Below are 14,886 nucleotides of genomic sequence, written 5' to 3'. Positions count from 1 at the left end.
TTGGTATGAAAAAATTATTTGTGTTGGCTTCTTGACTAGAATCCAATGCAATATTAGCTAGTATATATTTTAATTTTTATTGTTTTATTTAATTTTTATATCGTATGAGAAAGAAAATCTTAAGTACGCTGCTGATGGGAGCCTTAGTTACGGCTTCTATGAGTACGTTTACATCTTGTAAGGATTACGATGATGACATCAATAATTTGCAGACGCAGATTGATGCATTGACTCCGCTCAAGACTGTAAAGACAGAGTTGCAGACCGAGATTGCCAACTTGCAGAAGCAGTTGGAAGCCAAGGATGCACAACTGCAAGAGGCTATTACCAAGCTGCAAACAGCTGGTGAAGCTCAAGCAAAACAGATTACCGAAAAGGTTACCAAGCTTGCTGCTGATGTATCTGGCTTGGAGGCTCGTGTAAAGACTGCCGAAGAAGCTTTGTCAAAAGTTAACAAGGCTTTGGAAGGCAAGGCAAGTAAGGATGAGCTGAAAGAGTTGGCTGGTAAGGTAGCTGCTGTAGAAAGTAGTCTTGTGGAGCCTTTGAAGCAAATCAAAGATCTGAAGGCTGGTCTTGACGATGTGAAGACAGCTCAAAACGGCCTTAAAGCTGACATCGATGAGCAGAAGGATGCTCTTGAAGGTTACAAGACTCGTTTAGAGGCTCTTGAGAAGCAAGGCTTGTCAGAAGCTGACATCAAGAAGATCTATGACAAGATTGAAGAGGCTAAGAAAGCTTTGGATAAGAAATTGTCTGAAGAAATCTCACAGCTCAAGGCAGATGCTAAGGCATTGTCTGATAGAGTTGACGAGGTAAACAAGAACATTAACGTGTTGAATGTGTTGTTGCCAACCGAACTGCGCAGCATCGTATTCGCTCCAGATTCATACTATTATGGTATTGAGGCTACGAAGATTCAAACCTTGAAGTACGACGCTTACACATTGCCTGCTGCTGTATGGAATGTGAAAGAGACTAAGGGTTACGACAAGGCTGAGCGTTACGACAAGAAGCCAGGTTCAAGCGTACTTGCTTTTGTAGCAAACTACCACATGAATCCATCTACTGCTGTATTGGACAAAGCTACTGCTAAGGTTAATGTGCTCTCTGGTGATAAAGAGTATGAGAATACTCGTGCTGCCGATGCTGGTTTGTCTGTTGCTGACTGGAAGGTAGAGAACGGCATGCTGCAGGTTAATCTGGATGTAACAAAACCTGAGGCGATTAAGTCTGTCAAAGAAAACCAGATGGTTACTGTTTTCGCAACACAGGTAACACTTCCTGGCGTAACCTTGAACAAGAATAATGAAGTGGCAGAAAGAACCATTACTTCTGATTATGCCACCTTGTATGCAGAGTCAATTACGAACTTGAAGTTGGCACACCGCGCTGGCGACGACGTTCCTTTCTTAAACGTTGAGAGCGAACACAAGTCTGTATTAGGCGGTCCTGACAAAGACCACAAACACCACCAGCTGTTGATGCAGCATGTGTTTGAAGCTGCTAGAAGCGGAAAGTTCGGTCCTCAGGATTCTGTTAACTTCAACGAGACTTTGGATCTCCGCAAGCTTGTTGAGGTTCATTACACCAATGCTAAGGGTGTGAAACGACTGATGACAGCCAAGGAGCTGGAAGCTAATGGAATGAAGTATAAGTTCGAGATTACCGCACTTTACTTAGGATCTAACGAGACTTCTGAGTCTGCTCACGCAGCCATCAATCCTAAAGACGGTTACACATTCCGTCCACAGATGCCTGAGTATGACAAGGCTCATGTAGGAAAACAACAGGCTTACGGTGCTACACAGGCTCGTCCTACCATTGGCCGTACACCTTTAGTACGTGTATCTTTGGTTGACAAGAAGGGCAACGTGCTTGACTATGGTTACATCCGTATCAAGATCACTGAGAAGAAGGATCCTGCTGTCATTGTTCCTGACGAGCATATTGATTATCAAGGTCCTGACTACAACTACTCATACAATGGTGAATGTACAGATCCCGTAACAGAGTGGAAGTACGAGACTAAGTGGATTCAAACAGAATATGACCTGTATCACATGCTGGGCATCACTCGTGAAGAATTCGAGGCTAACTATGGAACTTCTCCAGTAGAGAATAGTGATGGCGTTTTGCAGCAGTATAAGATGAGTGCCAATGGCAAGACATTTGAGAAGATGAAAGAACCTATCGGACTGGCTTATACAAGAAACGAAACTTCTGCTGAGGACGGAACTCTGACCAGTATCTTAGGTTGGAAGTTAGCACCTGCTCAAGCAAAGAAACTCTTCGTTACTGATAAGAAGGCTAATGTTGAAATTGCTGTGAAGTACGAGTCTAAGGACAAGTCTAAGCTTCCTGACGTATTCGTTGTCTTCAAGACAGGTAAGCGCATAGGTACTGACTCTACTCCAGCCGGCGAGGTATTGTGGGCTAATAATATCATTTCTAACTACTGGTATAAAGCCAATACATCTAAGGCTGGAACAGACGAGATTCATACTAACACACTGACACCTGAGGATAATCCTGGCGGTACTGCCGACAAGATGGAGAACACCTTCGGTGATGTATTCAAGGGCAATAAGATTGCGGCTTCTGCTTTGATCAAGGTTACTAAAGACCTTACTCAGAATAAGGAGTATGCAGCTGGTAAGTTGAAACTCAATGTTGTATTCGACGCTTCTAACGATGGCAAGGAATACAAGGGTATCGACGGCAAGACTTATGTTATGTCAGTTGCTGATAAGGGTAAGACCTTGAATGCTCAGATTAAGGGTAATCAGGCTAAGCAAGCTGTTGCTAAACTTACTAGTCCTGAGGATCCAAGTGAGACCAAGATTGCTTACCAGCATGGTGAGTATGCTCATGCTTTGCTGAACTACAAGGATCACAACTCGTTGGCAAACGACGTAGTGAAGGCTATCATCGGTATTATTGCTCAGAATGAATGTGCTAAGGAATTACCTCTGACGAACAATACGTTTGACGTTCGCTTCCTCCGTCCAATTAATGCTGTGAATGCGAATAAGACAATTGAAGATGCAAGTTATGTAGCCATGCAGAAGATCAAGGCAACAGACCTCTTGAAGTTCACCGACTGGCGTGATGCTTGGAACAAAAACCAAGCTGCTGGTATCGGTGGTGAATATGAGAAGTACTATGGAGTTCAAGGCGTAACAATCGAGGGAATTAAGGACGGTGAGTCTATTAGTCTCAATCCTAATGTAATGACCAACTTGGGTCAAAGTAATCCTAAGACGTTCGTTGCTCTGGGTGATGTTACTAAGAATATTGACTTCGTTTATACTTCAGCAGACGGTGGTACATTGACCTATAAGAACTTGAGCACCACTGTTCAGGAATTCCAGATTAAGATTCCTGTAACTGTGAAGTACATCTGGGGTTATATCACAGAGAACGTAACTGTTACAGTGAAGAAGACTGCTAGTAACGCTAAAAAGTTCTAATCCTAGATTAGATTATCATATTTGAAGGGGAGGGGTAATTTACTCCTTCCCTTTTTTTCTTAATTTGACTTTATGAAAATCAAAATATTTACAATATGCATGCTTTGCATGGCATTGACATTTGCAGGATGTAAGTCTGGTAAGAAGAAAGATCCATTGCGATCCGAGTATCTCAAACCGGCCTCGATTGATTATTCTAGCAAAGACTCGTCTGAGATCAAAAGCCTTGTAGACAACTATGTGGAAAATTTCAAAAACAAAAATTTCCGCGTTACATCTAGCATGCTGTATACCCTACGTAACGACAGCGTTCTGCCTTTGTCAGAAGAAAACAAGCAAAAATATATTGATGTCTATTCGCACATGCCGATTTATGATTGTGCAGTCAAAGGCATGATTTTGCGTAGTGACAAGAACAACGAGGTGCAAGTAGCTGTACAAATTAGCCCGGATGGAAATATCGATGCCGAAAAAGGTATTACTACATTTTGTTTGAACCCGGTTTTGAAGGATGGCAAATGGTATCTTACATTACTTGACGAATATGCTGAGGGTGTAGAAAGCGTTTATGATAAATATAAGGAAAACCAGTAGCCTGTTGCTGTGGGTGTTGCTCCTGGTTAGCTGCGCAACACTGTCGTGTGCGAAAGAAGCACCAAAGCTGAAACTGGCTACGCTGCAATATAATTTGGGCAATCTGGATGCTAAACATCGTGTGCAGACCATCTTTGCTGATTTCACTAATCAAGGTAGCGGTGAGTTGGTGATCACCGATGTAAAGACTGATTGCGACTGCACCACGGTGCAATATCCTAAAGGTGCATATAAACGTCACATGGGTGACAAAATAAAAATTAGAGTAGATTTAACTCCGTTCTTTCCCGGACCGATTTTGAAAAAGGTTGCCGTCTATGTAAATGACCAACCTAAACCGGTTGTCATAACCATTAAGGGAAATGTAATATGAACGGAGTAACTGATAAATGAAATATTGATGAGACGATCAAGAATTATAATCATTTTATCACTGTTGTTGTGTATGTTCTATACAACTTCCGTGGCAAGCAACGAAGGTGATGTACTGATGGTTCAAATGAAGTCAGGTGATTTGTATAAGTTTCATCTTTCGGAACGTCCTGTCGTAACTTTCTATCCAGATGGAATGAAGATTGTTTCGTCTGACTTTAGTGCAGAGTATAAAAACGTACAGAAAATATATTTTGAGGAATACACAACCGATGTTTCCTTACCAATCGATAATCAAGCAAAAACAGTATCCTTTACCTATCTTGATGGGCAGACGGTACAAATAGACGGACTCAAAGAGCATGCGACCATTCGCGTGTATGCTTTGGACGGCAAGAGTATGCCACTTCACGTGGATCAGCAATCCAATTGTGTTAAACTGAGCTTGGCAGCTTATCCTAAAGGCATCTACGTTATCCGTTGTAACAAACATTCATTCAAAGTAACCAAACGATGAAACAAAGAATACTAACTATATTATTGCTTTTCGCCACATTCTTTCAGGTGCAGGCCCAGCAGAAGGTTTATGTACACACACTTGATAAGATCTTTGAATGGTTTACCTGGGAGGTGGATAGCATCACATTTAAAGAAGCTGAACCTCTTGAACTTCCCGCAACCGCACAGCCTGTTGACTTAGGTCTTTCCGTAAAGTGGGCCGACTTCAATCTGGGTGCCACTACCGACACCGAACCCGGTCTTTTGGTAGGATGGGGTGACGTGACAGGTACCAACAGGTCTGTCAATCTGAAATACTTCCCCGTTGAGCATCCGCTGGGCAATATCATTATGAGTAAGTATGACATTGCCAAGCAGAAGTGGGGCGACCTATGGCGATTGCCATCAACAGACGAAATACAAGAGTTGATAGACCATTGTACCTGGACGTGGACCACTAAGAATGGCGTATCTGGCTATCAAGTTGCCAGTCAAAAGCCAGGAAACACCAATTCCATTTTCATCCCTGTCACGGGTTCACGTACTGGAGCCATTATGGCCGAGGAAGGCGTTGCTGGTTACTATTGGTCGGGTATCTTGGACACCGATAAGACCAGTGCTGTTGCCTTGAAATTTACAGATGCCGACAAGCTGCAAACTGCCTTGAAACGTTTCATTGGCTGTAGCATCCGACCCGTCTATGGCAAATATGTACAAGCTGTATATGCTGTAACCGCTCCAGCTACAGAGGTAACCTATCAAACTGCTAATGTTAACGTTTCTCTTTCAGGGGGTATTGACCAGGTAAAAGAGTATGGTGTTTGCTATGCTAAGAATCCTGTTGATTTAGATCCCATTAAAGGGCCTAAAGTTTCAGATACAACCTTACCTCAAGGAAATACCAAAACGTTCGTCCTCACAGGTTTATCTCAGCGTACTACCTATTATTATCAAGCTTATGCTTTAGTTGGGAGTGATTACGTTTATGGAGAAAAGTTACAATTTACCACACAGCCCAAATTCCCAGAGCCCGAGATTGTAGACTTGGGTTTGTCGGTGAAATGGGCAAAGTGGAACATGGGCGCCAAGACTGAGGCCGATTATGGAGGTTACTTTGGCTGGGGCGATCCAACGGGCGAGTTGTTCTCGAATGATGTTACCGACTATGCCAAAGGATTGACCACAAAAGATATTGGTGGAACCAAGTATGACATTGCGCGTGCGCAGTGGGGGGGTAAGTGGCGACTACCTACAACCAAGGAGTTGAAGGAATTAGAGAAGTGTACTTGGTCGTTCACTTCAAATTACAACGATAAGGGTATTGCGGGTTGGATTGTTTCCAATAATGGCAAACAATTATTCTTTCCACGTGCAGGCTGGAGACGGTCTGATAATTCATCTCACGGCATCAGTAAAGATGCCTATTATTGGTCGTCAGAGTTAGCTGACAACAACCCAAACGCAGCCAAGTATGCTCAGCTGTTAGGAAAGAACTTTGTAGAAATAGAGGTGAGTTTGAAGACTATCCTCATTCCTGTCCGTGCCATTTATGACGAACCGGGCGAAAACTACACACCTGATCCGACGCCTGATCCTGGTACCGATCCGACACCTGATCCTGGTACTGATCCTGACCCTAAACCTGAGCCACCATCATCTACGGCTGGAAAGGCGGTTGATTTGGGTCTGTCTGTCATGTGGGCCGACCGCAATATAGGTGCCAGCAAGGCATCAGATGCTGGTCAGTATTTCGCTTGGGCCGAAATCAAAGATAAGGCCGAGTATACCAAGCAAAGTTATACCTCCGGATACGATACTTCGACCGGAATGTTTACCGACTCCGTTTCCGTGAACCACATTGCGGGGAGCAAGTTTGATGCTGCCCGTGTTTTGTGGGGCGGAACATGGCGATTGCCTACCGATGACGAAGTGGATGAGTTGAGGAACAATTGCAAGTTGGAGTGGACTTTCCAGAATGGAGTTCCTGGTTATCTAGTTACGAGTGAGAAAAATGCCAAGAACCAAATCTTCCTGCCTGCTGCTGGATTTAACAATGGAACTTCTGTTGCTGGCGACGGATCGTTCGCAAAGTACTGGACAGACCGTCTCTACACCTACAAAGATGACACCAAGGCCAAAGCTTATGCGCTGTCTTTGGCTAAAAGCAGTTTCTACTCCGACAAAATGGCTAGGGAATACGGAGCCTTAATTAGGCCTGTGATGAATTATTAATTTTATCTAAATACAGTAATTATGAAGAAGTTTAAGAAAACTTTCATGGCTGTTGCTCTGTTGTCTATGAGCGTAGCCACCGCATTTGCGCAAGCAACTTACACAGATGCTGAAAACAACGAGTATCAGTTTAAGAAACATGCATTCCTGAATCTTCAGGGAGGTGCACAGTACACACTTGGCGAAGCTAAATTCGACAAATTGATTTCGCCCAATGTACAGTTTGGTATTGGTTATCAGTTCTCTCCTGTCTTTGCTTTACGTTTGCAAGCCAATGGCTGGCAAAGCAAGGGAGGCTGGAACGGTTATGAGTTGGCGCGTACCGGTAATCCGTATACCGCTGATTACAAATTCAACTATGTCGCTCCAGGATTGGATTTGATGTTCAATCTGTCCAATTTGTTCTGTGGTTGGAATCCTAATCGCGTCTTCAACGTAACAGCTTTCTTAGGTGGCGGTGCTAACATTGCATGGAAAAACGATGAGGTGAATACCATTGCAGCTACCTTGAAGAAACTTGATGATTATCAGTTGCAAAACCTGTGGGATGGAACTAAAGTTCGTCCCTTCGGGCGTGGCGGTGTTGAGTTAGCTTTCCGCTTGAGTGATGCTATCAGCTTCCTGGTAGAGGGTAATGCCAATATCCTCAGCGATAAGTACAACTCAAAGAAAGCTGACAACCCAGATTGGTACTTCAATGCTTTGGCTGGATTCCGCATCAACTTGGGCAAGACTTATAAGAAGACAGAGCCCATGCCAGAACCAGAACCAGTTGTTGAAGAGCATGTTGCTCCGGCACCTGCCCCAGCTCCAGCTCCTGAAGTAAAAGAAGAAGTTGTTGAAACGAAGGTAGAGCCTTTCCGTCGTGATGTGTTCTTCTTGATCAATTCTGCCAAGATTCGTGCTACAGAAGCAAACAAGATCAAGGAGATGGTAGACTACCTCAATGCCAACCCCAATACAAAGGTATCTGTTACGGGTTATGCTGATGCCGGTACTGGTAACAATCGCATCAACGATCGTTTAGGTCGTCTTCGTGCACAGATTGTCGTAAAGACCTTGAAAGAGAAATATAACATTGCAGCCGACCGAATCATCTCTGATTCGAAGGGTGCTCGTGTACAGCCATTCGCACAGAACAATAAGAACCGTGTGACCATCTGTATTGCCGAGTAACAGCGGTTATATTAGTCATATACACATTGGGAGAGTCCTTTTCAAGGCTCTCCCTTTTCGTTTTCAATAATTATGTGTAAATTTGCGTAGTAATTACTTAAAACTATCAATCATGAAATCTATCCATTCAGAAAAGGCACCTGCTGCTGTAGGACCGTACAGCCAGGCCATCGAGGCCAATGGCTTTGTTTTTGCATCTGGTCAATTACCAATTGATCCTTCTACAGGAAAATTCCCTGAGGGTGGTATCAAGGAGCAAACCCGGCAATCCATACTTAATGCACAAGAGGTGTTGAAGGCCGCTGGCTTGGATTTATCCAAAGTCATCAAGACCACGGTGTATCTATCCGACATGGCTAACTTCGGTGCCATGAACGAGGTGTATGCACAGTTCTTCACTGAACCTTATCCAGCCCGCTCTGCCGTTGCAGTGCGCACTTTGCCCAAAGAGGCCTTGGTAGAGGTGGAGTGTGTTGCGGTGAAAGGGTAAAAGCCTCTCCCCCAACCCCTCCCCGAAAGGGAGGGGAGTGATTAGCTTTTTCATTGAACTCTTCGATAGTTTGCTCACTTGTTTTGAGAAAATGACAAGGCTAAGATACCCCAGTATTCCCTTGGGGTAAAACATTCATTTCCAATGTCAATGGGATTAGGGCATAAAGTCATTGCCTTTGGCAGTCAAACCCAAAGAGTTTGACCGCCAAAGGCAATGCTCTTTTAACCGCCTGCTAATGTGGTGTATAGGGGGTGCGCGGCCGTCTGCGATTATACGCTTTTGCTTTTCATTTCACATTGCCCACCTTGATGAGGTATTCGGCAATCTGCACGGCATTGAGAGCCGCTCCTTTTCTGATTTGGTCACCTGTCAACCATAGCGTCATGCCGTTGTCGTCGGCCAAATCTTTGCGAATCCTGCCCACGTAGATGTCATCGTGCCCAGCCGATTCCAATGGCATGGGGTACGATGCTTGGGTTGGGTCGTCCTTCACCACGCATCCGGGTGCAGCGGCAATGGCCTGTCGCACCTCTTCAACGGATAGTGGGCGTTCGGTCTCCAGCCATACCGATTCAGAGTGCGAACGCAGCGATGATACACGCACGCACGTCGCACTGGTCTTGACATCCGAGTGCATGATTTTGCGTGTCTCGTTGAACATCTTCATTTCTTCCTTGGTGTATCCGTTGTCCATGAACACGTCTATTTGCGGTATCACGTTGTATGCCAGCTGATGTGGAAACTTGCTGACGGTCTTCACGCTGCCTGTTTCCACCAGCTCCTTGTATTGCTGTTGCAGTTCGGCCATGGCTGCCGCACCGGCACCGCTGGCACTCTGGTAGGACGAGATGCGTACCCGCTTGATGCGACTCAGGTCGTCGATGGGTTTCAGTACCACCACCATCATAATGGTAGTGCAATTGGGGTTGGCAATGATGTTACGCGGACGTTTCAAAGCGTCTTCAGCATTCACTTCAGGCACCACCAAAGGTACGTCCTCGTCCATGCGGAATGCGCTGGAATTGTCAATCATCACGGTGCCATGCTTGGTGATGGTGTCGGCAAATTCTTTCGAGGTGCCACCGCCGGCTGATACGAAGGCGATGTCTATGTCTTTAAAGTCATCATTATGTTGCAAGAGCTTTACTTCATGGTCTTTGCCCCGAAACGAGTAAGTTGTACCGGCACTGCGCTGAGAACCGAACAGAACGAGCTCGTCTAACGGGAACTTCCGCTGCTCTAAAATGCGTAAAAACTCTTGACCCACTGCGCCACTTGCGCCAACAATCGCTACTTTCATGATCTGCTTATCTGTTGATTATAAATATTCTTGCCGACAAAGTTACGAATTATTCATTTGTTCTTCCTATAATGAGTGACATTTTTTATTGTCTTTTCCGATTCCATCTGATTAGCGTGGCATCGTGGGTATTTTGTCGTTTTTCCTTTTTCAATTTCAACGAGAATCAACTGTGATATCCATTTTTTTTGATTAACTTTGTTGCCTAATACTAACTTTGATGTCGCAATTGTCAGCCTACTTTCCCATCTCCGATCCGACATTGATTTTCCTTGTCGTCTTGCTGGTCATCCTACTGGCCCCCATTGTTATGGGCAAGTTGCGAATTCCGCACATCATTGGCATGGTACTGGCAGGCGTGTTGCTGGGTGAACACGGATTGAGCATCCTGGATCGTGACAACTCGTTTGAACTTTTCGGCAATGTGGGGCTCTATTACATCATGTTTCTGGCCGCACTTGAGATGGACGTGGAGGGTGTGAAGAAGAACAAGTACCGCATGTTGACGTTCGGTTTGCTCACCTTTGCCATTCCACTTGCGTTGGTTTATGTCAGCAGCGTTTCCATCCTTCGCTATTCCGTGATGTCATCGTTACTGTTAGGGTGCATCATGGCCTCCAACACGCTGGTGGCTTATCCCATCGTGAGTCGTTATGGTTTGCAGCGAAAGCCCAGTGTGATGCTCAGCGTTGGGTCTACCATGCTCTCGTTGTTGTTGGCGCTTACCCTGCTGGCCGGCATCGTTGCCTCGTATCAAAGTGACGCCAACCTGACGTTCTGGCTGTTTTTCGCACTTAAATTTGCCGTCTATTGCGTCGCAATGATCATGCTTATCCCCCGTCTTACACGCTGGTTTCTACGGAGTTATAGTAATGCTGTGATGCAATATGTCTTTGTCATGCTCATGATGTTCATGAGTGCCGCATTGAGTGCCGCTGTTGGTTTTGAAGGTATCTTCGGCGCATTTTTCGCTGGATTGATTTTGAATCGCTACATTCCCGCCGTTTCTCCATTGATGAACCGCATCGAGTTTATCGGCAACGCGCTGTTCATTCCCTATTTTCTCATCGGCGTGGGCATGCTCATCAATCTGCGTGGCTTGTTCAGTGGTGGCAACATCTTGCTCATCCTGTTTGTCATCACGGTGATGGGAACGTTGGGCAAACTGCTGGCAGCCTATATTTCCTGCATCGGTTTCAGGCTGCCCCTGTCTTCTGGAACGATGATGTTCGGCCTCACCTCTGCCCATGCGGCTGGCGCCATTGCCATGGTGATGGTGGGAATGAAGATTGAAACGGCCCCCGGTGTCTACCTTGTCGATGATGATTTGCTCAATGGGGTGGTGCTCATGATTCTGTTTACCTGTGTCATCTCGTCGCTGGTAACCGAACATTCGGCGCAGAAGATTACGCTTCGCGACCAAGACGTGGCCCACGTGGAGACTGCGAATGAGAACGATGAACACATGCTGATTCCCGTAAAATATCCCGAATATGCCGATCATCTGGTGAATCTCGCCCTCCTGATGCGGAACAAGAAACTGAACAGACCGTTGACGGCACTCAATGTGGTGTACGAGGATGAGAACATGCGCGCCAACCAAGAGAAAGGCAGACGCTTGCTCGAGCAAGTGAGTCGCTACGCAGCCGGGTCGGATGTGGCTGTGCAGACCCAGGTGCGCATTGCGGTGAACATTGCCAATGGCATCAAGCACGCTTTTCAAGAGTTTCGCACCAGCGAAATCATCATTGGCATGCACACGCACACGGAGGTGTCTAAGAAATTCTGGGGGCAGTTTCATCAGAGTCTGGTCAACGGGCTGAACTGCCAAATCGTCATGGCAAGGTTGATGCAACCCCTCAACACCTTGCGGCGCATTGTGGTGGCTGTTCCGTCGAGAGCGCAATTCGAGCCGGGGTTCTACCGATGGTTGGAACGTTTGTCGCGCATGGCAGGCCAGTTGGAATGCCGAATACAGTTTCATGGTCGTGATGACACGCTGGCTTTGATTCGTCAATTTGTGCAGAATAGGCATCATCAGGTGCGTGCCGAATTTGTGGAAATGACGCACTGGAACGAGGTGCCCAAGCTGGCTGCAACCATTGCGGCCGATCACATGTTCGTGGTGGTGGCGGCGCGAAAGGGAACGGTGTCGTATAAAAATGCGTTGGAAAATCTTGCCGAGGAGATCAGGCAGTACTTCTCGGGAAAGACCCTGCTCATCATTTTCCCAGATCAGTATGGCTCTCAGGACGAAGACATGACCTTCTCGCAGTCGCAACATACCGAGGAACATTCGGCCTACGAGGTGCTGGGCAGCTGGATTAAAAATGCGCTGGGTAAGAGAAAATGGTGAGGGTCGATGGGGCTTTTCAGAAATTATTATTTATCTTTGCATAAAACAGGCTGCACCTCAGCAATTCAAACGCAGTTTGACTGCTTTCGGTTTGCGCTGTTTTTGCATAAGATAGGCTTCGCCTCAACAAAGTAAGTAAACTTTCTTTGTCTTCGGCTTGCGCTATCTTTGTAAATGATAGGCATCATGAGGTGATGCAGACAGAAAAGAAATATTTTTTATGATAGATATTCAAGGTGTTACAAAGTCGTTTGGCAACCTGCAGGTATTGAAAGGCATCGATTTGCATATCGATAAGGGAGAGGTGGTCAGCATTGTGGGACCAAGCGGTGCTGGCAAGACTACGTTGCTGCAAATCATCGGCACGCTTGACCAGCCTGATGACGGACAAGTAAAGGTGAATGACATCTTGCTCAATGGATTGTCATCGGATAAGTTGAGCGACTTTCGCAACCGTCACATCGGCTTTGTGTTTCAGTTCCATCAATTGCTGCCAGAGTTCACTGCTTTGGAGAACGTCCTGATTCCGGCTTACATTGCCGGCAAGGGTCAGGGTGAGGCCAAGAAGCGGGCGCAAGAGCTGCTGGGGTTCATGGGACTGACTGACCGTGCTCACCATAAGCCCAACCAACTGTCGGGCGGAGAGAAGCAACGGGTAGCCGTGGCGCGTGCGCTGGTCAACCATCCGGCGGTGATTTTGGCTGACGAACCAAGTGGGAGCCTTGACTCTAAGAACAAAGCTGAACTACATCAGCTGTTCTTCGATTTACGTGATGAGTTCGGTCAAACATTCGTCATCGTGACTCACGATGAGGGATTGGCTGCCCTGACCGACCGAACCATTCACATGAAAGACGGCAGACTGATTGAACCGCAAGCAACGGACATTGAGCCTGCGGAAAACAAGGAATAACAAGATGGAAAACACACATGCAGGTCATCCACAGAAGGATGTGTCGGAAGAGAAGCGAGAACAGCCCAGTGAATCGGCTCGCACGATGATTAAGTTGGGCGATTACAACCAGTTGACAGTTGTCAAAGAGGTGGATTTCGGTCTTTATTTGGACGGAGGGGAAGAGGGTGAGATACTCCTTCCTAAACGTTATGTGTCAAGTGAATACAAAATAGGTGAGCCTTTGGAGGTGTTTGTCTATCTCGATCAAGACGAACGGTTGGTTGCCACCACGCAAACACCTTTGGCTCGGGTTGGCGAGTTCGCCTATTTGGAATGCTCGTGGGTGAACAAGTATGGCGCATTCTTAAACTGGGGACTGATGAAGGACTTGTTCTGTCCGTTCCGTGAACAGAAAAAGCGCATGGAGATGGGTGAGCGTTACATCGTTTACGTCTATCTCGACGAGGAGAGTTACCGCATCGTGTCATCTGCCAAGGTGGAACATTTCTTATCTGACAGCCTACCAACTTATCAACAGGGTGAAGAGGTCGACCTGCTGATTTGGCAGAAAACCGACTTGGGTTTCAAGGTTATTATCAACAACCGGCATGCGGGATTGGTGTACGATAACCAAATATTCAAGGCCATTCACACGGGCGACCGCATGAAAGGATACATCGCCAACGTGCGCGAAGACGGAAAAATAGACGTTACGTTGCAGCCTATGGGGCAGAAGGTGGTTGCAGATTTCGCCGAAACGCTGTTGCAATATCTGCAAGATCATGGCGGCTATTGCGACTTAGGCGACAAAAGTGATGCCGAAGAGATAAAACGTCGCTTCGAAGTGAGCAAGAAAACATACAAGAAAGCCATTGGTGACTTGTACAAACGTCGCCTCATATCGATTGATCCAGATGGCATCTATCTACAGAAAACCCGCAAGTAAGAATTAACAGTCTTTCGGGTTTGTTTGAGCGGCGATACCTGCTCGTGTGACAAAAAGGCGTATGTCTCATCTTTTTGGCTGTTTTTTTGTTAAGCATTCAATCACTCAAATTGGGACTGTAGAGTTAAAAGCGCATCGCATCTGAAGTCATGTACCTGTAGTTTTAGCATCCAGATTTGATTATTAATCCCTTCTGTTTATCCATTAAAGACAGTTCCCGATTTCATTATCACGTTATAACTTCTTATCAACAATGCTGAGACCTCTGCAAAACTCATTGTTCAAAATTTGCTGATTTCATCATATTTTTGTACCTTTATAGTATGAAACAATGTCCTTCTTCTCCGAGTTTTGCTGACCTAATAGTTGGTCATCGTAAGGTTAAACAGACCTTTTTCTTTCAAATTGATCAGATAATTGACTGGAATCCCATTCGTGGACTTATTGAAATTGCTTACACCAAAGGCAACTGTTCCACTGGTCGTCCAAGCTATGACAGCCTTGTGTTGTTCAAGACCGAACTTCTTCGTACATGGTATGGCTTGAGTGACGGC

12 protein-coding genes are annotated in these 14,886 nt (G+C 45.8%); 11 read left to right on the top strand and 1 reads right to left on the bottom strand.

Features of this window, described 5'->3' with window-relative positions; all coding sequences use genetic code 11:
- Positions 1-104 precede the first annotated feature (104 nt).
- From HMPREF0650_RS06030 to HMPREF0650_RS06000, 7 genes are all read left to right on the top strand, one after another.
- A complete protein-coding gene (locus tag HMPREF0650_RS06030; protein WP_004349192.1) occupies positions 105-3,470 on the top strand; it encodes a hypothetical protein in 3,366 nt (1,121 codons plus the stop codon).
- A gap of 108 nt (positions 3,471-3,578) precedes the next feature.
- Positions 3,579-4,064 (top strand): hypothetical protein, encoded by a 486-nt coding sequence (locus HMPREF0650_RS06025; protein WP_040562644.1) that lies wholly within the window; start codon positions 3,579-3,581, stop codon positions 4,062-4,064.
- Positions 4,039-4,437, top strand: a complete 399-nt coding sequence (locus HMPREF0650_RS12440; RefSeq protein WP_004349188.1) for a DUF1573 domain-containing protein — start codon at positions 4,039-4,041, stop codon at positions 4,435-4,437. The genes HMPREF0650_RS06025 and HMPREF0650_RS12440 overlap by 26 nt, the downstream gene beginning before the upstream one ends.
- Before the next feature lie 27 nt (positions 4,438-4,464).
- Positions 4,465-4,953, top strand: coding sequence for a T9SS type A sorting domain-containing protein (locus tag HMPREF0650_RS06015; RefSeq protein WP_155813590.1), 489 nt, complete (start codon positions 4,465-4,467; stop codon positions 4,951-4,953).
- A complete protein-coding gene (locus HMPREF0650_RS06010) occupies positions 4,950-7,166 on the top strand; it encodes a fibrobacter succinogenes major paralogous domain-containing protein (RefSeq protein ID WP_004349184.1) in 2,217 nt (738 codons plus the stop codon). Before HMPREF0650_RS06015 ends, HMPREF0650_RS06010 begins: the two co-directional genes overlap by 4 nt.
- Before the next feature lie 21 nt (positions 7,167-7,187).
- Positions 7,188-8,342, top strand: a complete 1,155-nt coding sequence (locus HMPREF0650_RS06005; protein ID WP_004349182.1) for an OmpA family protein — start codon at positions 7,188-7,190, stop codon at positions 8,340-8,342.
- A gap of 112 nt (positions 8,343-8,454) precedes the next feature.
- Positions 8,455-8,832 carry a RidA family protein gene (locus HMPREF0650_RS06000; RefSeq protein ID WP_004349180.1) on the top strand — a complete coding sequence of 126 codons (378 nt, stop codon included), beginning with the start codon at positions 8,455-8,457 and terminating at the stop codon, positions 8,830-8,832.
- A 289-nt stretch (positions 8,833-9,121) separates the two neighbouring features.
- Here HMPREF0650_RS06000 and HMPREF0650_RS05995 read toward each other — a convergent pair whose 3' ends face one another.
- Positions 9,122-10,135, bottom strand: a complete 1,014-nt coding sequence (locus HMPREF0650_RS05995; protein ID WP_004349178.1) for an aspartate-semialdehyde dehydrogenase — start codon at positions 10,133-10,135, stop codon at positions 9,122-9,124.
- Positions 10,136-10,355: 220 nt separating this feature from the next.
- Between HMPREF0650_RS05995 and HMPREF0650_RS05990 the strand changes: the two genes are divergently transcribed.
- The 4 genes from HMPREF0650_RS05990 to HMPREF0650_RS13520 all read left to right on the top strand — a co-directional run.
- On the top strand, positions 10,356-12,491 hold the full coding sequence (locus tag HMPREF0650_RS05990) for a cation:proton antiporter (RefSeq protein ID WP_004349177.1): 2,136 nt from the start codon (positions 10,356-10,358) through the stop codon (positions 12,489-12,491).
- A gap of 220 nt (positions 12,492-12,711) precedes the next feature.
- The gene (locus tag HMPREF0650_RS05985; RefSeq protein ID WP_004349175.1) at positions 12,712-13,404 is read left to right on the top strand and encodes an ABC transporter ATP-binding protein; all 693 of its coding nucleotides are present in this window, start codon (positions 12,712-12,714) and stop codon (positions 13,402-13,404) included.
- A gap of 85 nt (positions 13,405-13,489) precedes the next feature.
- The gene (locus HMPREF0650_RS05980; RefSeq protein ID WP_040562653.1) at positions 13,490-14,332 is read left to right on the top strand and encodes a CvfB family protein; all 843 of its coding nucleotides are present in this window, start codon (positions 13,490-13,492) and stop codon (positions 14,330-14,332) included.
- Between the two features lie 323 nt (positions 14,333-14,655).
- Positions 14,656-14,886, top strand: a 231-nt coding sequence (locus tag HMPREF0650_RS13520) for a transposase (RefSeq protein WP_004349172.1), incomplete at its 3' end; no start/stop codon positions are given.

Origin of the sequence: Hoylesella buccalis ATCC 35310 (assembly GCF_000177075.1) — a bacterium.
In the GTDB taxonomy this organism is placed as follows: Bacteria; Bacteroidota; Bacteroidia; order Bacteroidales; family Bacteroidaceae; genus Prevotella; species Prevotella buccalis.
The sequence above is the reverse complement of the archived record's forward strand: the minus strand, read 5'-3'. Positions and strand labels throughout refer to the sequence as shown.